At 63.6% G+C, this 21824-nt stretch carries 17 protein-coding genes and 1 tRNA gene; 13 read left to right on the forward strand and 5 right to left on the reverse strand.

Annotation, left to right across the window (positions count from 1 at the left end; genetic code table 11):
• Positions 1–100: 100 nt before the first annotated feature.
• The 3 genes from AC4D2W_RS08235 to AC4D2W_RS08245 form a co-directional block, all read right to left on the reverse strand.
• Complete coding sequence (locus AC4D2W_RS08235; protein ID WP_400931124.1) at positions 101–340, reverse strand: PspC domain-containing protein; 240 nt, start codon at positions 338–340, stop codon at positions 101–103.
• A gap of 82 nt (positions 341–422) precedes the next feature.
• The gene (locus tag AC4D2W_RS08240; protein WP_490926432.1) at positions 423–680 is read right to left on the reverse strand and encodes a hypothetical protein; all 258 of its coding nucleotides are present in this window, start codon (positions 678–680) and stop codon (positions 423–425) included.
• A complete protein-coding gene (locus AC4D2W_RS08245) occupies positions 677–2083 on the reverse strand; it encodes a PspC domain-containing protein (protein WP_490926433.1) in 1407 nt (468 codons plus the stop codon). The genes AC4D2W_RS08240 and AC4D2W_RS08245 overlap by 4 nt, the downstream gene beginning before the upstream one ends.
• A gap of 122 nt (positions 2084–2205) precedes the next feature.
• Here AC4D2W_RS08245 and AC4D2W_RS08250 point away from each other — a divergent pair, with 122 nt between their 5' ends.
• Positions 2206–3573: an ATP-binding protein gene (locus AC4D2W_RS08250; RefSeq protein ID WP_490926434.1), complete on the forward strand. Its 1368-nt coding sequence runs from the start codon at positions 2206–2208 to the stop codon at positions 3571–3573.
• Entirely contained in the window at positions 3570–4223 is a 654-nt protein-coding gene (locus tag AC4D2W_RS08255) for a LuxR C-terminal-related transcriptional regulator (protein ID WP_490926435.1), read from the forward strand. The genes AC4D2W_RS08250 and AC4D2W_RS08255 overlap by 4 nt, the downstream gene beginning before the upstream one ends.
• On the opposite strand, the gene AC4D2W_RS08260 is transcribed toward AC4D2W_RS08255, so the two are convergent.
• Positions 4220–5440 (reverse strand): pyridoxal phosphate-dependent aminotransferase, encoded by a 1221-nt coding sequence (locus AC4D2W_RS08260; RefSeq protein WP_490926436.1) that lies wholly within the window; start codon positions 5438–5440, stop codon positions 4220–4222. The two genes, AC4D2W_RS08255 and AC4D2W_RS08260, sit on opposite strands and share 4 nt — an antisense overlap.
• 401 nt (positions 5441–5841) lie before the next feature.
• Between AC4D2W_RS08260 and AC4D2W_RS08265 the strand changes: the two genes are divergently transcribed.
• The 9 genes from AC4D2W_RS08265 to AC4D2W_RS08305 all read left to right on the forward strand — a co-directional run bounded on the left by AC4D2W_RS08265 (position 5842) and on the right by AC4D2W_RS08305 (position 12460).
• Positions 5842–5914 (forward strand) — tRNA-Trp (locus AC4D2W_RS08265).
• An 84-nt stretch (positions 5915–5998) separates the two neighbouring features.
• Positions 5999–6280 (forward strand): preprotein translocase subunit SecE, encoded by a 282-nt coding sequence (secE, locus tag AC4D2W_RS08270; RefSeq protein WP_400931134.1) that lies wholly within the window; start codon positions 5999–6001, stop codon positions 6278–6280.
• 101 nt (positions 6281–6381) lie between these two features.
• Positions 6382–7173, forward strand: a complete 792-nt coding sequence (nusG, locus tag AC4D2W_RS08275) for a transcription termination/antitermination protein NusG (RefSeq protein ID WP_490926437.1) — start codon at positions 6382–6384, stop codon at positions 7171–7173.
• A gap of 130 nt (positions 7174–7303) precedes the next feature.
• Positions 7304–7735, forward strand: coding sequence for a 50S ribosomal protein L11 (gene rplK / locus AC4D2W_RS08280; RefSeq protein ID WP_104052758.1), 432 nt, complete (start codon positions 7304–7306; stop codon positions 7733–7735).
• A 141-nt stretch (positions 7736–7876) separates the two neighbouring features.
• Positions 7877–8584 carry a 50S ribosomal protein L1 gene (gene rplA, locus AC4D2W_RS08285; protein ID WP_400931139.1) on the forward strand — a complete coding sequence of 236 codons (708 nt, stop codon included), beginning with the start codon at positions 7877–7879 and terminating at the stop codon, positions 8582–8584.
• Between the two features lie 107 nt (positions 8585–8691).
• Positions 8692–9792: a GNAT family N-acetyltransferase gene (locus tag AC4D2W_RS08290; RefSeq protein ID WP_490926438.1), complete on the forward strand. Its 1101-nt coding sequence runs from the start codon at positions 8692–8694 to the stop codon at positions 9790–9792.
• Between the two features lie 288 nt (positions 9793–10080).
• On the forward strand, positions 10081–10644 hold the full coding sequence (gene rplJ / locus AC4D2W_RS08295) for a 50S ribosomal protein L10 (RefSeq protein WP_268910939.1): 564 nt from the start codon (positions 10081–10083) through the stop codon (positions 10642–10644).
• Positions 10645–10722: 78 nt separating this feature from the next.
• Complete coding sequence (gene rplL / locus AC4D2W_RS08300) at positions 10723–11097, forward strand: 50S ribosomal protein L7/L12 (protein WP_400931145.1); 375 nt, start codon at positions 10723–10725, stop codon at positions 11095–11097.
• A gap of 208 nt (positions 11098–11305) precedes the next feature.
• Positions 11306–12460: an ArsB/NhaD family transporter gene (locus tag AC4D2W_RS08305; RefSeq protein WP_490926440.1), complete on the forward strand. Its 1155-nt coding sequence runs from the start codon at positions 11306–11308 to the stop codon at positions 12458–12460.
• A gap of 7 nt (positions 12461–12467) precedes the next feature.
• Here the strand turns inward: AC4D2W_RS08305 and AC4D2W_RS08310 are convergent, their stop codons facing one another.
• Positions 12468–13688: an acetyl-CoA C-acetyltransferase gene (locus tag AC4D2W_RS08310; protein WP_490926441.1), complete on the reverse strand. Its 1221-nt coding sequence runs from the start codon at positions 13686–13688 to the stop codon at positions 12468–12470.
• A gap of 562 nt (positions 13689–14250) precedes the next feature.
• On the opposite strand from AC4D2W_RS08310, the gene rpoB reads away from it, so the two are divergent.
• Positions 14251–17751 (forward strand): DNA-directed RNA polymerase subunit beta, encoded by a 3501-nt coding sequence (gene rpoB, locus AC4D2W_RS08315; protein ID WP_490926442.1) that lies wholly within the window; start codon positions 14251–14253, stop codon positions 17749–17751.
• A gap of 96 nt (positions 17752–17847) precedes the next feature.
• A complete protein-coding gene (locus AC4D2W_RS08320; RefSeq protein WP_490926443.1) occupies positions 17848–21738 on the forward strand; it encodes a DNA-directed RNA polymerase subunit beta' in 3891 nt (1296 codons plus the stop codon).
• Positions 21739–21824: the final 86 nt, after the last annotated feature.

Genomic DNA, 21824 nt, shown 5'->3' on the forward strand with positions numbered 1-21824 from the left:
CTCGATTCTAGCCACCGCCGGGCCGGCAGCCATCGCAGCGGGACTCAACCGGCGTCATACGGGGCAAATGAGATGCCCCCGGGCCAGGTGAGCCGCCGGACTAGCGGTTTCCGAGCAGGCGTTCCAGGACAATGGTGCCGTCGGTTTTGGGCAGCAGGAGCCAAGCGGCGAGGTACGTCCAAACGCCTACGAACGGGAGCAGGAAGCTGAGCAGGACGGCGATCCGCACCGCCGATACATCCCAGCCGTACCGGTCGGCAATTCCTGCACAGACGCCTCCTGCCCAGCCGCGGGTCCTGCGGACGGGGGAGGAACGCAACATATTAAAGAAACGGTTCATAATCTACAGACTGCCTGTTCTGGAAGTGGTTGGAAGGCGTTTCCGCCCGGGGTGAAACAGCATCGCGTTCGGCGCCCGATTGTCAGGGGCGTTCCCGGTTGCGGCCGCCCATAGCGGCAATGGCGCCGCCGATCAGCAGGGCGGCTCCTGTGCCAAGGGTCAGACCGAGCAGGACGGCCAGCGGATCGAGCCTGACGGCGGTCAGTTGCCAGGCCAGCAGAAGCGCGCCGACGGCGGTGATGAGCAGCCCCCACACAATGGTCGATGTGCGGGGTGGGCGCCTGCCGGGAACCGGGTCAGAGGAGCTGTCGAAGGAAATATTGGAGGGGGAGGTCGTCATCGGTTCAAGTCGCTTTCGTTCACGGTCACCAGCACGGTGCTGGCGGCTCCCTTGATGCGCAGCACGAGGGCCTCGCCCTCCGGGTCATTCAGCCGCTGGTCGGATGACTTCCACAATCCGCTGGAATCGGTGAGGCTGACACCGTCGTCGATCATTACACTGCCGGCAAACATGTCTGCACGGACCACCACGGGGATGTTGTCCGGCACCAGGATGGTGAGGTCGCTCGCAGCGAGGCCCACCGGTACCTCCACTGGAAAGTCTGTTTCGTTGGAAAGGTAGCGCAGGTCCAGCTGCCCATCGACGCCTGCGAGCGTATAGCCGGCCGCGGCAGGCTGCGATGTGGTGGGCACCCAGTCGGCCTGGTTGGCCACGACGACGGTGCCGTAAGTACCGAGGTTGGTGCCGGCAACGCCGGCCGCAACCAAGGCGGCGATGGCTGTCAGCCCCAGGATTCCGGAGGACCTGCCCAGCGCACCGAGGACGACTATTCCGAGCCCGTTGGCTACGGCAGCGGCTGCAAGGGCCACGGCCACGGGATGTTCAATGCTGACGTAACCGGCATAGTCCAAGGTCAGGACCGTGCCGATAACCAGCAGCACGGCTCCCAGGACCAGCGCCGCTTCGGCCGCGGCCGGAGAGGTCCGGGTCCGGCCGCGGTCAATTTTTGCCGCTTTGGCCCCTCGGGGTTCGGGGAAGTCCGGCGGATTCGGAGTCGGCGTGCCGGGTGCATACCGATACGACGCCGGCGGAGCGTCCGACGCCGGCCCGGCGGCGCCTCCCGCTGAAGAGGGGCTGGTGCGGAGCTTTTCCGGGCTGCGGCGGGAACGGGTGAAGACCCAGTAGGCCACCAGAGCCAGCCCAACAATCCAGAAGAGCGTCCAGAAGAATCCACCCAGAAGGCCGTCGCCCGCCCAGAAGATGCTGGGGCTGCCCGCACCCAGGAGGCAGGCCACCAGGGCTCCGGTGGTTCCGGACGTCCAGGAACCGCGCAGTGCTTCCTCGGTGTGGATGCGTCCGTCCGGTTCCGGCAGCAGGGCCCAGGCCAGACCGTAGAGCAGCAGACCGCCCCCGAACAGTCCCAGCACGATGAACAGGCCCCGGACCAGCACAGGATCCAGACCTGTCCGCGCCGCGATGCCCGAGCAGACTCCGCCCAGCCACCGGTCTTCTTCTCCGCGGACAATGCCCAGGGACCGGAGCCAGGTGAAGAATCCGTTTGGGCGGGGAGCAGTGTCGGTTCCGGTTCCGGCGCCGGAACCGAATCCTGCCCCGGGGACCCGGTGCGAGCCCGGTGCCGAAAACGGCGGAAGCGGCAGGGTGGGGTTGTCCGCTGGGGTGAAAGGCGGCAGCGGTTCAGTGGGGGAGCCGGACGAATCCGGATCTGCTGGGTGCGGGTTCATAAGACCATCTTTGTTTGCGCAGCAGCCGGAGCGCATCGGGGACTTCCCTGAGCGGACCCTGAAAACGGCCTGAACATCAGCTGGAGACCCGTAATCGTCCCCGGATGCGGGCGAGGACGTGCTTGGATGAGGATATGTTCGCTCCGCTGCTCCGTCCGGATCACCGCCTGATGGCAGGCGTCTGCTCCGGCGTTGCTGCGCATCTGGGCTGGTCCGTAACCTTGGTCCGCGTGCTGATGGCGGTGCTCGCGCTGGCCGGAGGGGCCGGGGTGGTTCTGTATGCGTGGCTGTGGGTTCTGGTGCCCACAGCCGAGGAAGCGGCTGCCGGCGCCGAGGCGGACCGCAGCCCGCGCAGTGTGGCAAGGAACTTCGCGGAGTACCTCAGCCGACAAGATCCTGCAGCTTCCGGATCCGATCCGGAGGCTGCCCGCGCCGCCCGTTCCGGCTGGGTTGCGGCGGCGGCCAGCAGAGAGGTTCTGGGCGGCCTGGCGCTGCTGTTTGTCGGGGGCGCATTCATTGCCCAGCGGTTCGGCGCACAGGTGAACTGGCCGGTTCTGCTCCCAGTGGGGACAATCGCCGTCGGAGCCGTCCTGGCCTGGTCCCAGCTTGATGAAACCCGGCGGGCAGGACTCATCAGCAGTGCGGGCGCGGACCGCCGGTCCGGGGTCCTTCGGCTGGCGGCAGGGTTGCTGCTGGTTATTGTCGGAGTGCTGCTCATGGTTTCCGACGCCTTCGCCTGGGACATCCTGCTCGCCGGGCTGCTGGCCGCCGCCGCTGTCCTGGGCGGCGTGGGGCTGGTCCTCGCGCCCTGGGCCGTCAAGTACTGGCGTGACTTGGAAGCAGAGCGGGCAGGGCGTATCCGGGAACGTGAACGGGCCGAAATTGCCGCCCACCTGCACGACTCGGTGCTGCAGACCCTTGCCCTTATCCAGAACCGGGCCGGTTCGGAGCAGGACGTTCTGCGTCTTGCCCGCGCACAGGAGCGCGAGCTGCGCCGCTGGCTCTATCTCGACGATCCGCGAACGGCCGGTCAGCTGTCCGAGGCCATCACCGCCGCCGCAGCGCATGTCGAGGACGAATACGGGTATCCCGTGGAAGTGGTGGCCGTTGGCGATGCATCGCTGAGCTCCGCAACGGAAGCCATGGTGCTGGCCGCACGGGCGGCGCTGATCAATGCGGCCCAGCACGCACCGGGCCCGGTGTCCGTCTATGTTGAATGCACCCCGGACCGGGCGGAAGTGTTTATCCGCGACCGGGGGGAAGGATTCAATCCGCAGCAGGTTCCCGCTGACCGCCTCGGTGTCCGCGAATCCATTGTGGGTCGAATGAAGCGCCATGGGGGCACCGCCGTTATCCGCAGCGGGCCGGACGGAACAGAAATACGCCTGGCGCTTCCGCTCACCCGCACGCCCCCGGAAAACACGGAGAACCACCCCGCATCAGACACTCTCCACCCATCAGACACTCCCCCCGTATCGGAGCAACCATGATTACCGCCCCCATCGACGTTGTGGTCGTGGACGACCACGCAATTTTCCGCTCAGGCCTCAAGGCTGACCTGGACGCCCGGCTGCGCGTGACGGCTGAGGCGGACACGGTGGAGTCGGCCGTTGCCGCGATCCGCACGCACCGCCCCGCCGTCGTCCTCCTTGATGTCCATCTGCCCGGCGGGGTGGGCGGCGGCGGAGCGGAGGTGATCGCCGGCTGCCGGGACCTGCTCGGAACAACGCGCTTTCTGGCCCTGAGTGTTTCGGATGCGGCTGAGGACGTGGTGACCGTGATCCGCGCCGGAGCCCGCGGCTACGTCACCAAAACGATTTCCGGCGCAGAAATCTCCGACGCCGTCGTCCGGGTGGCCGGCGGCGACGCGGTGTTTTCACCGCGGCTTGCAGGATTCGTGCTGGATGCCTTCGGGACGGCGGCGGTGGCGGCGGTCGACGACGAACTCGACCGCCTTTCCACCCGGGAGCTGGAGGTTATGCGGCTGATCGCGCGGGGCTACAGCTACAAGGAGGTGGCCCGGGAACTGTTCATCTCCGTCAAGACGGTGGAAACCCATGTTTCGGCCGTCCTGAGGAAGCTGCAGCTCTCCAACCGGCACGAGCTCAGCCGGTGGGCCGCCGACCGGCGCCTGCTCTAGGCGGCGCCGCCGAGGAATTCCGTCAGGCGGGACATGCCCTCGGCAAGGTCCTCATCGCCCAGCGCGTAGGACAGACGAAGGTAACCGGAGGGGCCGAACGCCTCGCCCGGAACCACTGCCACCTCCACCGTCTCCAGGATCAGGGCGGCCAGCTCAGCGGAGGTCTGCGGGCGGACCGGACCGTTCACACCCGGGAACTCCTTGCCGAGCAGCCCGCGCACATCCGCATAGGCATAGAAGGCGCCTTCGGGCATGGGGCATTCGACGCCGTCAACGGAGTTAAGCGCCGCAACCATGGCCTTGCGGCGGCGGTCGAAGGCCTGCTTCATTTCCTCGACGGCGGTCAGCGGACCGGAGACGGCGGCCAGGGCCGCCATCTGGGACACGTTGGCAACGTTTGAGGACAGGTGTGACTGCAGATTGGTGGCAGCCTTGATGACGTCGGGGGCGGCGATCATCCATCCCACCCGCCACCCTGTCATCGCGTAGGTCTTGGCTACACCGTTGAGCACAACCACCTTGTCGCCCAGCTCCGGCGCCGCCGTCGCAATGGACGTGAACTCCACGCCGTCGTACGTCAGGTGCTCGTAGATCTCATCGGTGACCACCCACAGCCCGCGGGCAGCAGCCCACCGGCCGATTTCGGCAACCTGCTCGGCGGGATAAACGGCGCCGGTGGGGTTGGAGGGAGAGCAGAACAGCAGCAGCTTGGTCTTATCGGTGCAGGCAGCTTCCAGCTGCTCAACGGTAACCATGTAGCCCTGCTCGGGGCCCGCGAAGACCTCCACCGGAATGCCTCCGGCCAAACGGATGGCCTCGGGATACGTCGTCCAGTAGGGGGCCGGCAGCAGGACTTCATCGCCGGGATTCAGGAGGGTGGCAAACGCTTCATACACGGCCTGCTTGCCGCCGTTGGTGACCAGTACCTGGGACGGCTCCACGGCATAACCGGAATCCCGCAGGGTCTTGTCCGCAATGGCCTGCTTCAGCTCCGGGAGCCCGCCGGCGGGGGAGTAGCGGTGGAAGCGCGGGTTGCGGGCGGCCTCCACTGCTGCGTCGACAATGTAGCCGGGGGTCGGGAAGTCGGGCTCACCGGCACCGAAACCGATAACCGGGCGGCCTGCGGCTTTGAGGGCTTTCGCCTTGGCGTCTACGGCAAGGGTCGCGGACTCCGCGATGGAGGCGATGCGCTCTGAAATTCGGCCGGTGGAAGGCATGGCGTTCCCGTCTGTGGTTGCAGTGTGATTCCCAATGGGACCTGTGGCGTGCAGGGCCGCCGACTTCCCGGCGGCCACTTCCAGTTTAGGTGCAGCAGCGTGCGGCCGCCGTTTCTTTCGTCGGCATCTGGTGGAAGAAACGGCCGGTGAGCCGCTTTTGCCTGCCCCGAAGGCGCTCCCGGAACGCTTTCCGTAACGTATCCCGCAACCCATTCCGCAACCCTCGGCGCGATGGTACCGGGGCACTGCTGGGACACTGCCTGGGCACCGTCCGGAGCGCCGGTTCGACGGGAGGCGAATCTTTGAGTAGACTTGATCTTCGTGTTGAAGTCATGACACTGGTCTGTGCCTGTCGCCGGTTCGCTGACGAGGGGTATTACCGGTACAGTGGGTTCTTCCATAGGGTAGTGGCGCAATTGGTAGCGCAGCGGTCTCCAAAACCGCAGGTTGCAGGTTCGAGTCCTGTCTGCCCTGCGCACGGCTGTCATCACGGCAGCTCAGCAGAAGTCCTTCATGAAGCAGCAGTCCCAGCACATGCTGCGGCTGTGAACCGAACAGATGAGTGAGGCGATGGTGACCGAGACAGCTGCCAGCAGCTCCAAGGGACACCCCTCCAGCGGGCCCAAGAAGCGCGGCTTCTTCGCGGCAATTGCGCTCTTCCTGCGTCAGGTTATTGCGGAACTGAAAAAGGTGGTCACTCCCACCCGCAAGGAACTGCTGAGATACACCATTGTGGTTCTGGCCTTCGTGGTCGTGATGATGATTATCGTGACAGTTCTGGATTTTGTCTTTGGTGCAGGCGCGCTGGCGATCTTCGGCTCGGGCAGCGGCGAAAGCTGACTCCGGGCCTGCGTTTCGCCCCAAGGGCAGGAACCTCAGGCCTTTGAGCTAGAGCCAGTGACAAACCCCATAGAGCTCTGAAGAAGAAAGCAGGAATCTACGTGTCCGAGCAAGAACTCGAATCACAGATCAATGACGAAACCGCTGATCTGGATGCCGAGGATGAAACAACCGCAGCAGACGCCGTTGAGGCGCCCGCCGAGGCTGACGTTCCGGCAGAGGATGCCGACGCCGCCGACGAGGTTGTGAACTCTGATTCCGCAGACTCCGAAGACTCAGAAGAAGAGCCCGAGGAAGATCCCGCAGAAGCCTTCAAGGCCAAACTGCGCCGCCAGGAGGGTGACTGGTACGTCATCCACTCCTACGCCGGTTATGAAAACCGCGTGAAGGTCAATCTTGAGACCCGCATCCAGACCATGGACATGGAAGATAACATCTTCGAGATCCAGGTTCCGATGGAAGAAGTCGTCGAGATCAAGAACACCACCCGGAAGATCGTCAACCGGGTCCGTATTCCCGGCTACGTTCTGGTCCGCATGGAACTGACCGACGCCTCCTGGGGCGTTGTGCGTCACACTCCCGGTGTTACCGGCTTCGTGGGCAACGCCCACAACCCGGTGCCGCTGAGCCTCAAAGAGGTTTACTCCATGCTGGAGCACACCGTGGTGTCCCCGAAGATCGAAGCCGGCAAGCCCGCGCAGGAATCTTCGAACTACGCAGTGGACTTCGAGGTTGGCGAGCCCGTCACGGTCAACGAAGGACCGTTCGAGACGCTCCAGGCCACGATCTCCGAGATCAAGCCCGAGTCGCAGCAGCTGGTGGTCCTCGTGACCATCTTCGAGCGCGAGACTCCGGTGACGCTTGGCTTCGGCCAGGTCACCAAACTGCAGTAGTACCAAAGACTTCGTTGTCTGCAGGTCCGCTTTACCCTGCCGGCAGCGTCCGGCCGCCACGCCATGGCGGCCACCAACCCGGACGGACGCTCCTGTTCCCCGGGAACATAATTTAGAGAAGGACCCTTTCATGGCCCCCAAGAAAAAGGTCACCGGCCTCATCAAGCTGCAGATCAACGCAGGTGCCGCCAACCCGGCTCCTCCGATCGGTCCGGCACTTGGCCAGCACGGTGTCAACATCATGGAATTCTGCAAGGCGTACAACGCTGCAACGGAATCCCAGCGCGGCAACGTTATCCCGGTTGAAATCACCGTTTACGAAGACCGTTCGTTCACCTTCATCACGAAGACCCCGCCGGCTGCACAGCTGATCAAGAAGGCTGCCGGTGTTGCCAAGGGTTCCGCAACCCCGCACACCGCCAAGGTTGCCAACCTGACCCAGGCGCAGGTCGAAGAGATCGCCACCATGAAGATGGAAGACCTCAACGCCAACGACGTCAAGGCTGCTGCCAAGATCATCGCCGGCACCGCCCGCTCCATGGGCATCACCGTAGAAGGCTAATTAGCCTTTTTCGTGAGGCGGGTCCGCCCGCCGAGCAAACATTTACACTTTCAAAAAGCTGTTCGTGCCACAGGGCACGACGGCGCGTGGCAGGGCCGAGCGCGGTCCGACAGACCACAACTGCACAAGGAGAAAAAGCAGATGGCAAAGCGCAGCAAAGCATATGAAGCAGCTGTAGCCAAGATCGATGCGGACAAGCTGTACGCACCGGTTGAGGCTGTAGAGCTGGCAAAGGAATCCAACCCCTCCAAGTTTGATGCGACCGTTGAGGTTGCTTTCCGACTGGGCGTTGACCCCCGCAAGGCCGACCAGATGGTCCGCGGCACGGTTAACCTGCCGCACGGTACGGGTAAGACCGCCCGCGTCCTGGTTTTCGCAACGGGCGAGAAGGCAGAGCAGGCTATTGCAGCCGGCGCTGACTTCGTCGGTTCCGATGACATGATCGAAAAGGTTGCAGCAGGCTGGGTCGACTTCGACGCCGCCGTTGCCACCCCGGACATGATGGGCAAGGTTGGCCGCCTGGGCCGCGTGCTCGGCCCGCGTAACCTGATGCCGAACCCGAAGACCGGCACGGTTACCCCGAACGTCGCCAAGGCTGTTAGCGACATCAAGGGCGGAAAGATCGACTTCCGCGTTGACAAGCACTCCAACCTTCACTTCATCATCGGCAAGGTGTCCTTCGATCAGCAGAAGCTGGCCGAGAACTACGCCGCAGCCCTTGAAGAAGTTCTGCGCCTGAAGCCGTCCGCGGCCAAGGGACGCTACATCCAGAAGGCAACCGTTTCCACCACCTTCGGCCCGGGCATCTCCGTTGACCCGAACGTCACCAAGGTTCTTGCCGACGCATAGTCCGGCTTAGGGGCGCCCGCGTCCCGGATCTGTCTTAGAGGCGGCCGCAGCATTTCGCTGCGGCCGCTTTTTTGTGCTCTGGCTCCAGGTCGGGCAGGATGTGGGCCATGACACTTCCAGTTGCAGAGATAGCACTGATGTCCATTCCTGCGAGCTTGGATTCAGCTGATCCTGCCGCGGCGGGCTTCACTGCCGCGGTCGAGCTCCTGAATGCGAATCTGCGGGAGATCTGGGGCAACGACGACTTTCGGGACGCGCCTGCGACGCAGCTGGCTGGCTTCCACCCTTCACCGATGCGGCGGCGGCTCCTGCTCGGGGCATGGGTCGGTGATGAGCTGGCGGGGGTGGCCACGCTGAAACTGCCGCTGATGGATAACACCCACTCTGCCTGGGTGCATGTGAGCGTGGCTCCGGCTTTCCGCCGTTGCGGCCTGGGCTACCGGTTGTATGCAGCAGCTGAACAGGCGGCGGCAGCCGACGGGCGAACGACCCTTTTGGCGGAAACCGACCATCCGGTGTTCGCCGGCGTTGTTGCCTCTTCCATGCTGGCCCCGAAGAGCGGGACCGGGGCTATTCCCAGGGACGGCGCCGCATGCTTCGCCGCGGACCGGAACTTTGACCTGGAGCAAGTGGAACGCGTGAGCCGTCTGGACCTGACAGGCACCACTGACTGGCAGGAACTGCTGGACTCGGCTGCGACTGCCAGCTCAGAGGAGTACGCCCTGGAATTCTGGCAGGGGGCCTGCCCTGAACACCTTGTGGATGCCTATGCGCTGCTGCGGCAGAAAATGAGTACCGATGCACCGATGGCAGGCCTGGACCTCGAGGAGGAACAGTGGGACGCCGCGCGTCTGCGCGAGGGGGAGCGGAAGGTGCGTGAAATGGACGCCGAGGAGCTGGTAACTGCTGTCCGCCACGTTCCCACCGGACAATTGGCCGGACACACGGTGCTCATGGTTTTCAACAGCAACCCTGAGGTGGCCTTCCAGGATGACACCCTGGTTCTGGAAGAGCACCGGGGACACAGGCTGGGCATGCTGCTCAAGGCTGCAAACCTGGTGCGGCTGCGCGAGGCACTTCCCGGCGCCTCGCGTATCTGGACCTGGAACGCGGCCGAGAACGGATACATGCTGTCCATCAATGAGATGCTCGGTTTCGCTGCGGTGGGATACTCCGGGGAGTGGCAGAAGGTAGTTCCCCAAGCCTGACCGGACCGGATTTGTCCCGCCGGGAAATCTCCCGTACGCTGGATATACCAAAGACCGTCGGTCGATGTGCTTTCAATCCCACTCTCATCCTGGATCTCCGGGACCGCGGGTGGACTCCGGTTGATCGGACATCCGAAAGTCCCTTCAGAGGGCGGCCTGCGCAGGTGAACGAACTCAGCCACATGGTGCGCCTCAACGCGTGCCTGCTGCTAAGCCCCGTGCATCTGCCCGGGGCGTTTTTTATGTTCGGGACCCGATCCACCGGCACTATTCCCCGGAAGGAGGGTTATGGCAACGCCAACAAAGGTAACGGCAGTTGAAGAAATCACCACCGATTTCAAGGAATCAACCGCTGCTGTCCTAACCGAATACCGCGGGCTCACCGTTGCACAGCTCAAGGAGCTGCGTCGTTCGCTCGGCCAGGACACCAAGTACTCGGTCGTCAAGAACACCCTGACTGGCATTGCAGCCAAGGAAGCCGGCATCGACGCGTTCGACGGCCAGCTTGCCGGCCCTACTGCAATCGCCTTCATCAAGGGTGACGCAGTTGCAGCTGCAAAGAGCCTGACGGATTTTGCCAAGACCAACCCGCAGCTGATCATCAAGACCGGTGTCTTCGAGGGCAATGCCCTGGACGCTTCCGGTGTTGCCGCTCTGGCTGCCCTTGAATCCCGTGAGCTCCAGCTTGCACGCGTCGCCGGTGTCCTCAAGGCACCGATGTCCATGCTGGCACGCTCGGTCGACGCTCTGCGCGTGAAGCTTGAAGAGGGAAGCGATTCTGCTCCCGCCGCGGAAGAGGCTCCGGCCGCCGCAGAAGAAGCTCCGGCCGCAGAAGCAGCCACCGAAGAGTAATCGCTCTTCCAATCCACACTCCGGTGCCGACGCACCAATAAGGTGCCCGCGCACCACTTATAGGAAGGACGCCACACCATGGCGAAGCTGACCAACGAAGAGCTCATTGAAGCCTTCAAGGAACTGTCCATCATCGAGCTCTCCGACTTCGTGAAGCTCTTCGAAGAGACCTTCGACGTTACCGCTGCTGCTGTTGCAGTTGCCGGTCCCGCCGCCGGTGCTGCCGACGCCGAGGAAGAGAAGACCGAATTCGACGTCATCCTCGAAGCTGCCGGTGACAAGAAGATCGCAGTGATCAAGGAAGTTCGTGCCCTGACTTCCCTGGGCCTGAAGGAAGCCAAGGACGTTGTAGACAGCGCCCCGAAGGCTGTCCTGGAAGGCGCTACGAAGGAAGCCGCAGAGAAGGCAAAGGAAGCCCTCGAGGCTGCCGGCGCCACGGTTACCGTCAAGTAGTAGATTTTCCTCCGCAGCTTCGGCTGCCGGATTCATCAAGGCCGCGTTCCGCAAGGAACGCGGCCTTTTTGCATGTCCGGGCTTTCTGCCGTGAAGCCGCCGGTCCGGAGGATGCACACTGCGCTGGCGCAGGCTACTACTGTGGACCCGGTTGATGCGGATCTGACGGCGTGCTTCGGAGAATCTGCCGGGGGAGGGAACAGGGTCTATGGCACGGATGGTGCTGCTGTGGGTTCTGGCTGCCAGCGCGGCTGCCTGTATTCTGACGGGCGCGCTGCCGCTGTCAGAGGCCCGGGAGCTGCTGGACCGGATAGGGCCGGTCCTGCTGTTCGTTACGGCAGCGACCGTCGTCAGCTGCCTCGCAGATGCAGCCGGCCTGTTCCGGGTGGCCACCCGCTTCATTTCGAGGGCCGGCCGCGGCCGCAACTTTGTCCTGTGGCTGCTGGTGCTTACGCTGACTGTTCTTTCCAGTGTTTTTCTGTCGCTGGACACGGCCGTTGTGCTCGTTGCTCCGCTGGTAATTTCCCTGGCCTGGTCCGCGCGGATTCCGCCCATCATCTTTGCGGTGAGTACAGTGTGGCTGGCTAACACCGCCTCCCTGCTGCTCCCCGTTTCCAATCTGACGAATCTCCTGGCCCAGCAGCGGGCGGACCTCCATCCTGTCGCCTACGCCGGACTTGTCTGGGCTCCCGCGCTGGCCGGGATCCTGGTTCCTGCCCTGTTGCTGTGGCTGGTCTTCCGCCGGCAGCTGCGGGGACGCTATCTGCCGCCGCAGGACCCGGTGCCGGTGCCGGACCGCGGTCTGCTCGTGCTGAGCACGGTGGTGGTGGGCCTGCTGCTGCCCGCGCTGGTCAGCGGCATCGACGTATGGATCCCCGCCGGCCTGGCGGCACTGGTGCTCGCCGGAGGATTCCTGGCCAAGCAGCGCACTGCCCTGAGGCTGGACATTCTGCCGGTGCAGCCGGTTATTCTCTCTGTCAGCCTGTTCGTCCTGGTCCAGACCGCCCACGCGCAGGGACTAACCGGGTTCCTTGCTCAGGCAGTGGGGTCCGGAGAGGACTTCGGCGCCCTCCTGCAGCTGGCGGGCGCAGGTGCAGTCGCTTCGAATGCTGTGAACAACCTGCCTGCTTATCTTGCCCTGGAGCCGTGGGCTGAGAGTCCCGTCCGGCTGGCATCCCTGCTGGTCGGCGTGAACCTTGGCGCTATTGTGACGCCCTGGGGCTCGCTTGCGACGCTGCTCTGGTATGACCGCATGCGTTCGCTCGGCGTGAGAGTCCGCGGGGGACGGTTTATTGCTGCCGGCCTGGCTGCCGCCGTCGTTACCGTGGTGGCGGCGACGGCAGCCCTTACGCTGGCCACTTGATGCGGGGTTAGGCTTCGTCGCGGAACAGCAGCAGCGCTTCACCCTGTCCGCCGCCTCCGCAGAGGGCAACGGCAGCCTTCCCGGAGCCGCGGCGCTGCAGCTCGAGGGCCGCGGTCAGTGCCAGCCTGGCTCCGGAGGCACCGATGGGATGGCCGAGGGCAATTGCTCCGCCGTAGAGGTTGCACTGCTCCAGATCCATGCCGAGCTCGTTGAGGGACTGCACGGCAACCGCTCCGAAAGCTTCGTTAATCTCGATGAAGTCCAGATCCGACGTGCTCCAGCCGGCCCGCTCAAGGGCGGCAAAAACAGCGTTGGAGGGCTGGGAATGCAGGCTGTTGTCGGGGCCGGCCACCTGTCCCGGCGCGCCGACGACGGCGAGCACCTCCAGGCCGTTCTCCTCTGCGTAGGTGCGGGTGGTGAGGATCAGCGCGGCAGCGCCGTCGGACAGGGGGGAGGAGTTTCCGGCTGTGATGGTGCCTTCGGCGTCGAAGGCCGGGCGCAGGCCCGCCAGTGTTTCAGTGGTCGTATTGGGCCGGATGCCCTCATCCGAGGAAAGGACAAGGGGTTCCCCGCGGCGCTGGGGAACTGTCACCGGCACAATCTCGGCGTCGAAAATGCCTGCTGCGACGGCGGCTGCGGCCCTCCGGTGCGAGGCGGCGGCGACTTCATCCTGCTCGATCCGCTTGATCGCCAGCTTGGTGTTGCCGCGTTCCGTGGAGACACCCATGGAGTCATTGTCGAAGGCGTCGGTGAGGCCGTCGTGTGCCACCGCATCAAGGGCTGCGATGTTGCCGTAGTTCCAGCCCTGGCGGGATCCGGGCAGCAGGTGCGGCCCGCGTGTCATGGATTCCTGCCCGCCGGCCACCACCACGGTGGCTTCCCCGGCCCGGATGAGCCGGGCGGCATCGATCACTGCGGCCAAGCCCGAGAGGCAGACCTTGTTTACCGTGACTGTGGGTACGTCCCAGCCGATGCCCGCCTTGATGGAGGACTGGCGCGCAGGGTTCTGCCCGCAGCCTGCCTGGACCACGTGGCCCATGATCACGGCGGAGACGTCTTCTGCCCGGACGCGGGCCCTTTCCAGTGCGCCCGTGATGGCAAAGGCGCCAAGTTCAACGGCTGTGAACGGTGCCAGCTGGCCGTTCAGCCGGCCCTGGGGGGTGCGGGCACCGCCGACAATGACCACGTCGGTTCCGGCTGCGGCATCTTGGAATGGGCGGTTGCTCATGGCTGGGAATTCACTTTCGTCGTTGAAATCTATAGTTGAAATCTCGGGTTTTCCGGCGATTGTTCCCGCAGGGCGAACCCGAAGCACGCCGGTCCCGCAAGGGGGAGTGGCACCGGGCACACACTCCGCGCTGGAACAAGGGTACGCCAAGCAATCGGGCCCGTGGAGAGCAGGGTCACAGCGCGGTGATGCACAGGGCACCCCCGACGCACGGAATCGGGTCATCGTGCGGTAAGGTATCTGTATCCGATGCGTCAGCGGTGCGCCGGTGTAGCCTGTAGTTCCCCGCAAGAACGGTGTTCCGGAGATCCAATCCAGAGCAGACCGGCGGGTTGAGCATGACGCAGGGTAAGGGACCGGGTAGACTTGTCTGCCCACAATGCCCTATAGTGGATATTTGCTTCCCTCTCTTAACCTTCAGCCTTCATATAGCGGTGGGCTTTGTCCTGTGCCAGGCAGCGTTTCGCGCGCCCGGCAGGACGCAAGGACGCACACGGACCAGGTCCGTTAGTGCAGAGAAGGAGGCGCGAAACACGCCTGAAGGTCTGTGGAAGGATCCCTCTTGGTCGCCTCGAGCACCTCTAATAATGCAACCGCTAACATCCCGGAGAACATCGCTCCCCGGATTTCATTCGCAAAGATTCACGAACCGCTTGACGTTCCCAATCTTCTTGCCCTGCAGACCGACAGCTTTGACTGGCTTGTCGGCAACGAGCGCTGGAAAGCGCGCGTAGAAAAGGCAAAGCAGACCGGGGAGCAGGGCATTGCCACTACTTCCGGTCTGGCTGACATCTTCGAGGAAATCTCCCCGATCGAAGACTTCCAGGGCACCATGTCCCTGAGCTTCTCCGAGCCGGAGTTCGCCGACCCGAAGTACACCATGGCGGAGTGCAAGGACCGGGACGCCACGTACTCGGCCCCTCTGTACGTTAAAGCCGAATTCATGAACAACAACACGGGTGAAATCAAGCAGCAGACCGTGTTCATGGGCGACTTCCCCCTCATGACAGACAAGGGAACGTTCGTCATCAACGGCACCGAGCGTGTTGTTGTTTCCCAGCTGGTCCGTTCGCCGGGCGCCTACTTCGAGCGCACCGCCGACAAGACCAGTGACAAGGACATCTACACCGCGAAGATCATTCCTTCCCGCGGTGCATGGTTCGAACTGGAGATCGACAAGCGCGACCAGGTGGGCGTCCGCCTGGACCGCAAGCGCAAGCAGTCCGTCACCGTGCTGCTGAAGGCACTGGGCTGGACCGAAGGCCAGATCCTGGAAACCTTCGGTGAATACGACTCCATTCGCGCCACCCTGGAAAAGGACCCGACGGAAACCCGCGAGGATGCCCTGCTGGACATCTACCGCAAGCTCCGTCCGGGCGAGCCGCCCACGGTTGAAGCTGCCCAGACTCTGCTGGACAACCTGTACTTCAACCCCAAGCGCTACGACCTGGCCAAGGTTGGCCGCTACAAGATCAACCGCAAGCTGGGCATCGACAAGCCGCTGACGGATTCCGATGCTTCGGTCCTGAACAATGACGACATCGTCGCCATGATCAAGTTCCTGGTTGCCCTGCACGCCGGTGAAAAGACCGTTCCGGGCAAGCGCAACGGCGAAGATGTCGACATCCGCGTTGAGGTCGATGACATCGACCACTTCGGCAACCGCCGCATCCGCGCCGTGGGCGAGCTCATCGAGAACCAGATCCGCACGGGCCTGTCCCGCATGGAGCGCGTTGTCCGTGAGCGCATGACCACCCAGGACGTCGAGGCCATTACGCCGCAGACGCTGATCAACATCCGCCCCGTCGTGGCAGCGATCAAGGAGTTCTTCGGAACCTCCCAGCTCTCGCAGTTCATGGACCAGAACAACCCGCTCGCCGGACTGACGCACAAGCGCCGCCTGTCCGCGCTGGGCCCGGGTGGTCTGTCCCGTGACCGCGCAGGCATGGAAGTCCGAGACGTCCACCCCTCGCACTACGGCCGCATGTGCCCCATCGAAACCCCTGAAGGCCCGAACATTGGTCTGATCGGTTCGCTGGCGTCCTACGCCCGGATCAACGCGTTCGGCTTCATCGAGACCCCGTACCGCAAGGTCATCGACGGCGTTGTCACCGACCAGGTTGATTACCTGACCGCTGATGACGAAGTTGAGCGCACCATTGCCCAGGCAAACGCTCCGCTGCGCGAAGACCAGCACTTTGCCGAGGACCTCGTCCTCGTCCGTGCCCGCGGCGGTTCCGGCGAGCCCGTTCTCGTTGAGCCCGAAGGCGTCGAGTACATGGACGTCTCCCCGCGCCAGATGGTGTCGGTGGCTACGGCCCTGATTCCGTTCCTGGAACACGATGACGCCAACCGCGCCCTCATGGGTGCGAACATGCAGCGCCAGGCTGTGCCGCTGCTCCGTTCCGAGCGCCCCGTTGTGGGTACCGGCATGGAGAAGTACGCCGCCGTTGACGCCGGTGACTCCGTTACCGCCGTCAAGCCCGGTGTTGTCACCGAGGTCTCCGCTGAGCTCGTTACCGTCATGAACGACGACGGCACCGAGTCCAACTACCCGATCATGAAGTTCGCACGCTCCAACCAGGGCAACGCGTACAACCAGCGGGTACTGGTTTCCGAAGGCGCACGCGTCGAGGTCAACAGCATCATCGCCGACGGTCCCTCCACGGACCAGGGTGAACTGGCTCTGGGTAAGAACCTGCTCGTGGCATTCATGTCATGGGAAGGCCACAACTACGAAGATGCCATCATCCTCTCGCAGCGCATGGTCTCCGACGATGTCCTGACCTCCATCCACATCGAGGAGCACGAAGTTGATGCCCGCGACACCAAGCTTGGTGCCGAGGAAATCACCCGTGACATCCCGAACGTGTCCGAGGAAGTGCTCTCCCAGCTGGACGAGCGCGGCATCATCCACATCGGTGCCGAGGTTGAAGCCGGCGACATCCTGGTTGGCCGCGTCACCCCCAAGGGTGAAACGGAACTGACTCCGGAAGAGCGCCTGCTGCGCGCCATCTTCGGCGAGAAGAGCCGCGAAGTCCGCGACACTTCCCTGAAGGTTCCCCACGGCGAGTCCGGCACGGTCATCGGTGTCCGCATCTTCGACCGCGACAACGACGACGAGCTGCCCCCGGGCGTGAACCAGCTGGTGCGCGTCTACGTGGCGCACAAGCGCAAGATCACGGACGGCGACAAGCTGGCCGGCCGCCACGGCAACAAGGGCGTCATCTCCAAGATCCTTCCGATCGAAGACATGCCGTTCATGGAAGACGGAACCCCCGTTGACATCGTCCTGAACCCCCTGGGTGTTCCGGGTCGTATGAACGTGGGCCAGGTTCTGGAAATCCACCTGGGCTGGGCTGCCAAGCAGGGCTGGAAGATCGACGGCAATCCGGAATGGGTCAAGAACCTGCCGGCACTGCCGCGCGAGTCCGGTCCCACCACGGTTGCCACCCCGGTGTTCGACGGTGCCAGCGAGGACGAGATCACCGGCCTGCTGGATTCCACCAACGTGACCCGTGACGGCAACCGCCTGATCGGTGCTTCCGGTAAGGCCAAGATGTTCGACGGCCGCTCCGGCCAGCCGTTCCCGGAACCCATCTCCGTGGGTTACATGTACATCCTGAAGCTGCACCACCTTGTTGATGACAAGATCCATGCACGCTCCACCGGCCCGTACTCCATGATCACGCAGCAGCCGCTGGGTGGTAAGGCACAGTTCGGTGGCCAGCGCTTCGGTGAAATGGAAGTTTGGGCCCTGGAAGCGTACGGCGCCGCCTACACGCTGCAGGAACTGCTCACGATCAAGTCCGATGACATCCATGGCCGCGTGAAGGTTTACGAAGCCATCGTCAAGGGCGAGAACATCCCGGAGCCGGGCGTTCCCGAGTCCTTCAAGGTGCTCATCAAGGAAATGCAGTCGCTCTGCCTGAATGTGGAAGTACTCTCCACCGAGGGCAACACGATTGAAATGCGTGACTCGGATGAAGAAGTCTTCCGGGCCGCGGAAGAACTGGGTATCGATCTGTCCCGCGCAGAGCCCAGCTCCGTAGAAGAGGTTTAGCCGAGCCGGCCGGTCCGCGTCAGCGGATCGGCCTCCGGCAGCCCCTTCCCGTACCCGAGACATTCAGATTTAGAGAACAAGAGAGAACAGGGACCCATGTCCAACGATTCCACGTTCGGCCTCATGCGAATCGGCCTTGCCACTGCGGATGAAATCCGCGGCTGGTCTTACGGCGAAGTCAAGAAGCCGGAAACCATCAACTACCGAACCCTGAAGCCGGAGAAGGACGGTCTTTTCTGCGAAAAGATCTTCGGTCCTTCCCGCGACTGGGAATGCTACTGCGGTAAGTACAAGCGAGTGCGCTTCAAGGGCATCATCTGTGAGCGCTGCGGCGTCGAGGTTACCCGTGCCAAGGTGCGCCGCGAGCGCATGGGCCACATTGAGCTTGCAGCTCCCGTAACCCACATCTGGTACTTCAAGGGTGTCCCGTCCCGTCTGGGCTACCTGCTGGACCTGGCTCCGAAGGACCTCGAAAAGGTCATCTATTTCGCCGCCTACATGATCACCTCGGTGGACGAAGAAAACCGCCACGCGGAACTTCCGAACCTGCAGGCCGAGCACGACCTGGAGCGCAAGCACCTCGTCGACCAGCGCGACGCTGACATTGCTGCCATTGCCAAGGACCTTGAGGGCGAAATTGCTCGCCTTGAGGGTGAAGGCGCCAAGGCAGCAGACAAGAAGAAGGCCCGCGACTCCGCCGACCGCCAGATGGCCAAGGTCCGCCGCGACGCCGACAACAACATTGAGCGCCTCGAGCAGGTTTGGGAGCGCTTCAAGAACCTCAAGGTCGGCGACCTGGAGGGCGACGAAGGCCTGTACCGCGAACTGCGGGACCGCTACGGCCTGTACTTCGAGGGCTCCATGGGTGCCGAAGCCATCAAGCAGCGCCTTGAGGACTTCGACATGCAGGCTGAGTCCGAGCTGCTGCGCGACATCATCCAGAACGGCAAGGGCCAGCGCAAGACGCGTGCCCTGAAGCGCCTGAAGGTTGTCAACGCATTCCTGACCACCACCAACAGCCCGCTGGGCATGGTCCTGGACGCTGTCCCGGTCATCCCGCCGGAACTGCGCCCGATGGTTCAGCTCGACGGTGGCCGTTTCGCGACGTCCGACCTCAACGACCTGTACCGCCGCGTCATCAACCGCAACAACCGCCTGAAGCGCCTGCTGGATCTCGGTGCCCCCGAGATCATCGTGAACAACGAAAAGCGCATGCTCCAAGAAGCTGTTGACTCCCTGTTCGACAACGGCCGCCGCGGCCGTCCGGTCACCGGACCGGGCAACCGCCCGCTGAAGTCGCTCTCTGACATGCTCAAGGGCAAGCAGGGTCGTTTCCGCCAGAACCTTCTGGGTAAGCGCGTTGACTACTCCGGCCGTTCCGTCATCGTTGTTGGCCCGCAGCTGAAGCTGCACCAGTGCGGTCTGCCCAAGCAGATGGCCCTGGAGCTCTTCAAGCCGTTCGTGATGAAGCGCCTGGTTGACCTCAACCACGCACAGAACATCAAGAGCGCCAAGCGCATGGTCGAGCGTTTCCGCCCGCAGGTGTGGGATGTCCTGGAAGAGATCATCACCGAACACCCGGTGCTGCTCAACCGTGCACCCACCCTGCACCGCCTGGGTATCCAGGCATTCGAGCCGCAGCTGGTGGAGGGCAAGGCCCTTCAGCTGCACCCGCTCGTCTGCGGTGCGTTCAACGCTGACTTCGACGGTGACCAGATGGCAGTACACCTGCCGCTGAGCCCGGAGGCCCAGGCCGAGGCCCGCATCCTGATGCTGTCCTCGAACAACATCCTGAAGCCCTCGGACGGCCGTCCGGTGACCCTGCCTTCGCAGGATATGATCATCGGCCTGCACCACCTCACCACCAAGAAGGAAGGCGCAGCAGGCGAGGGCCGGTTCTTCTCCACCGTGTCCGAAGCCCTGATGGCGTTCGACCTCGGCGAGCTGGACCTGAATGCCCAGGTCAGCATCCGTCTGGACGGTTTTGTCCCCTCCTCGGACCGGCCGGCTCCGGAAGGCTGGGAAGAAGGCACTCCCGCCCTCATCCAGACCTCCCTCGGCCAGGTCATCTTCAACCAGACCCTGCCGGCGGATTACCCGTGGGTTGAGAAGGTTGCAGACAAGGGCCAGCTGTCCACCATCGTGAACGACCTGGCAGAGCGCTACCCGAAGGTCATGACGGCGGCAACGCTGGATAACCTGAAGGACGCCGGTTTCTACTGGGCCACCCGCTCGGGCGTTACCGTTGCCATCTCGGACATCTCTGCGCCGATCGATAAGCCCGCCATCATGGAGGTTTACGAAGCACAGGCCGCCAAGGTTGAAAGCCAGTACGGCAAGGGCCTGATCGCCGAAGACGAGCGCCGCCAGGAGCTCATCGACATTTGGAACAAGGCAACGAACGAAGTTGCTGCGGCCATGCGTGCGAACATGCCCAAGGAAAACAACATCAACCGCATGGTGTCTTCCGGTGCCCGTGGTAACTGGCTGCAGGTTCGCCAGATTGCCGGTATCCGTGGCCTGGTGGCCAACCCTAAGGGTGAGATCATCCCCCGCCCGATCAAGTCCTCGTACCGCGAGGGCCTGTCGGTGCTGGAGTACTTCATCGCCACCCACGGTGCCCGTAAGGGTCTTGCCGATACCGCTCTGCGTACCGCCAACTCGGGTTACCTGACCCGTCGTCTGGTGGACGTTTCCCAGGACGTTATTGTCCGCGAGGAAGACTGCGGCACCGAGCGCGGCCTGAACGTGACCATCGCGGTTCCGGACTCCAACGGTGAGCTGCAGCTGCACGAAGAGGTCGAGAACTCGGCGTACGCCCGTACGCTGGCCACCGACGTCGTCGACCCCCAGGGCAATGTCCTGGCCAAGGGCGGCGACGACGTGGGCGACGTCCTCATCGCAAAGCTGTTCGAAGCCGGTGTCACAGACATCAAGGTCCGCTCCGTACTCACCTGTGAGTCCGCCGTCGGTACCTGCGCACTGTGCTACGGCCGCTCCCTGGCCACGGGTAAGACCGTGGACATCGGCGAGGCCGTGGGCATCATCGCCGCACAGTCCATTGGTGAGCCGGGTACCCAGCTGACCATGCGTACCTTCCACACCGGTGGTGTTGCTTCCGCGGAAGATATCACCCAGGGTCTGCCCCGTATCCAGGAGCTCTTCGAAGCACGTACCCCTAAGGGTGTTGCTCCGATCTCCGAGACCGCGGGCCGGGTCACCATCGAAGAGTCCGACCGCCAGATGCGTCTGGTTGTCACTCCCGATGACGGCTCGGAAGAAATTGCGTACCCGGTCCTGCGCCGTGCCCGCCTGCTGGTTGCCGACGGCGATCACGTTGAGGTTGGCCAGCAGCTGGTCTTCGGTGCGGTGGATCCCAAGCAGATCCTCCGTATCCTCGGCCCGCGCAAGGCACAGGAATTCCTGGTGGACGAAGTCCAGCGCGTGTACCGCAGCCAGGGTGTAGGCATCCACGACAAGCACGTGGAAGTCATCGTCCGGCAGATGCTGCGCCGCGTAACCGTGATCGAGTCCGGCGATTCGGACCTGCTCCCGGGTGAGCTGGCCGAGCGCCGCCGCTTCGAGAACGAGAACCGCCGCGTGGTTTCCGAGGGCAAGCGACCGGCTTCCGGCCGTCCCGAGCTCATGGGTATCACCAAGGCGTCGCTGGCAACCGAGTCCTGGCTGTCCGCTGCTTCCTTCCAGGAAACCACCCGCGTCCTGACGCAGGCGGCCATGGAAGGCAAGAGCGATCCGCTGCTCGGCCTCAAGGAAAACGTCATCATCGGTAAGCTGATCCCGGCCGGAACGGGCCTGCCCCGTTACACCGAGGTCACTGTCGAGCCGACCGAAGAAGCAAAGGCCAATCTGTTCACCGGCCCCAGCGCCTTCAGCGACTTCGACTACGCCGGAGTGGACGGCGGCCTGAGCCCCGAGTTCCACGCCATCCCGCTGGATGACTACGACATGGGCAGCGACTTCCGCTAACCCGCAACGCTGCCGCCGGCTTCCCTGCCTGCTGCAGTAAGGAAAGGTCCCGCACCGTTTGGTGCGGGACCTTTTGCGTTCCGGGA

It is taken from the genome of Arthrobacter sp. TJ-58, from assembly GCF_058269295.1.

Excerpts from the sequence above, each read along its gene's own strand:
- AC4D2W_RS08235 (WP_400931124.1), bottom strand. The coding sequence starts at position 340 with ATGAACCGTTTCTTTAATATGTTGCGTTCCTCCCCCGTCCGCAGGACC.
- AC4D2W_RS08240 (WP_490926432.1), bottom strand. The coding sequence starts at position 680 with ATGACGACCTCCCCCTCCAATATTTCCTTCGACAGCTCCTCTGACCCG.
- AC4D2W_RS08245 (WP_490926433.1), bottom strand. The coding sequence starts at position 2,083 with ATGAACCCGCACCCAGCAGATCCGGATTCGTCCGGCTCCCCCACTGAA.
- AC4D2W_RS08255 (WP_490926435.1), top strand. The coding sequence starts at position 3,570 with ATGATTACCGCCCCCATCGACGTTGTGGTCGTGGACGACCACGCAATT.
- AC4D2W_RS08260 (WP_490926436.1), bottom strand. The coding sequence starts at position 5,440 with ATGCCTTCCACCGGCCGAATTTCAGAGCGCATCGCCTCCATCGCGGAG.
- secE (WP_400931134.1), top strand. The coding sequence starts at position 5,999 with ATGAGTGAGGCGATGGTGACCGAGACAGCTGCCAGCAGCTCCAAGGGA.
- rplK (WP_104052758.1), top strand. The coding sequence starts at position 7,304 with ATGGCCCCCAAGAAAAAGGTCACCGGCCTCATCAAGCTGCAGATCAAC.
- rplA (WP_400931139.1), top strand. The coding sequence starts at position 7,877 with ATGGCAAAGCGCAGCAAAGCATATGAAGCAGCTGTAGCCAAGATCGAT.
- AC4D2W_RS08290 (WP_490926438.1), top strand. The coding sequence starts at position 8,692 with ATGACACTTCCAGTTGCAGAGATAGCACTGATGTCCATTCCTGCGAGC.
- rplJ (WP_268910939.1), top strand. The coding sequence starts at position 10,081 with ATGGCAACGCCAACAAAGGTAACGGCAGTTGAAGAAATCACCACCGAT.
- rplL (WP_400931145.1), top strand. The coding sequence starts at position 10,723 with ATGGCGAAGCTGACCAACGAAGAGCTCATTGAAGCCTTCAAGGAACTG.
- AC4D2W_RS08305 (WP_490926440.1), top strand. The coding sequence starts at position 11,306 with ATGGCACGGATGGTGCTGCTGTGGGTTCTGGCTGCCAGCGCGGCTGCC.
- AC4D2W_RS08310 (WP_490926441.1), bottom strand. The coding sequence starts at position 13,688 with ATGAGCAACCGCCCATTCCAAGATGCCGCAGCCGGAACCGACGTGGTC.
- AC4D2W_RS08320 (WP_490926443.1), top strand. The coding sequence starts at position 17,848 with ATGTCCAACGATTCCACGTTCGGCCTCATGCGAATCGGCCTTGCCACT.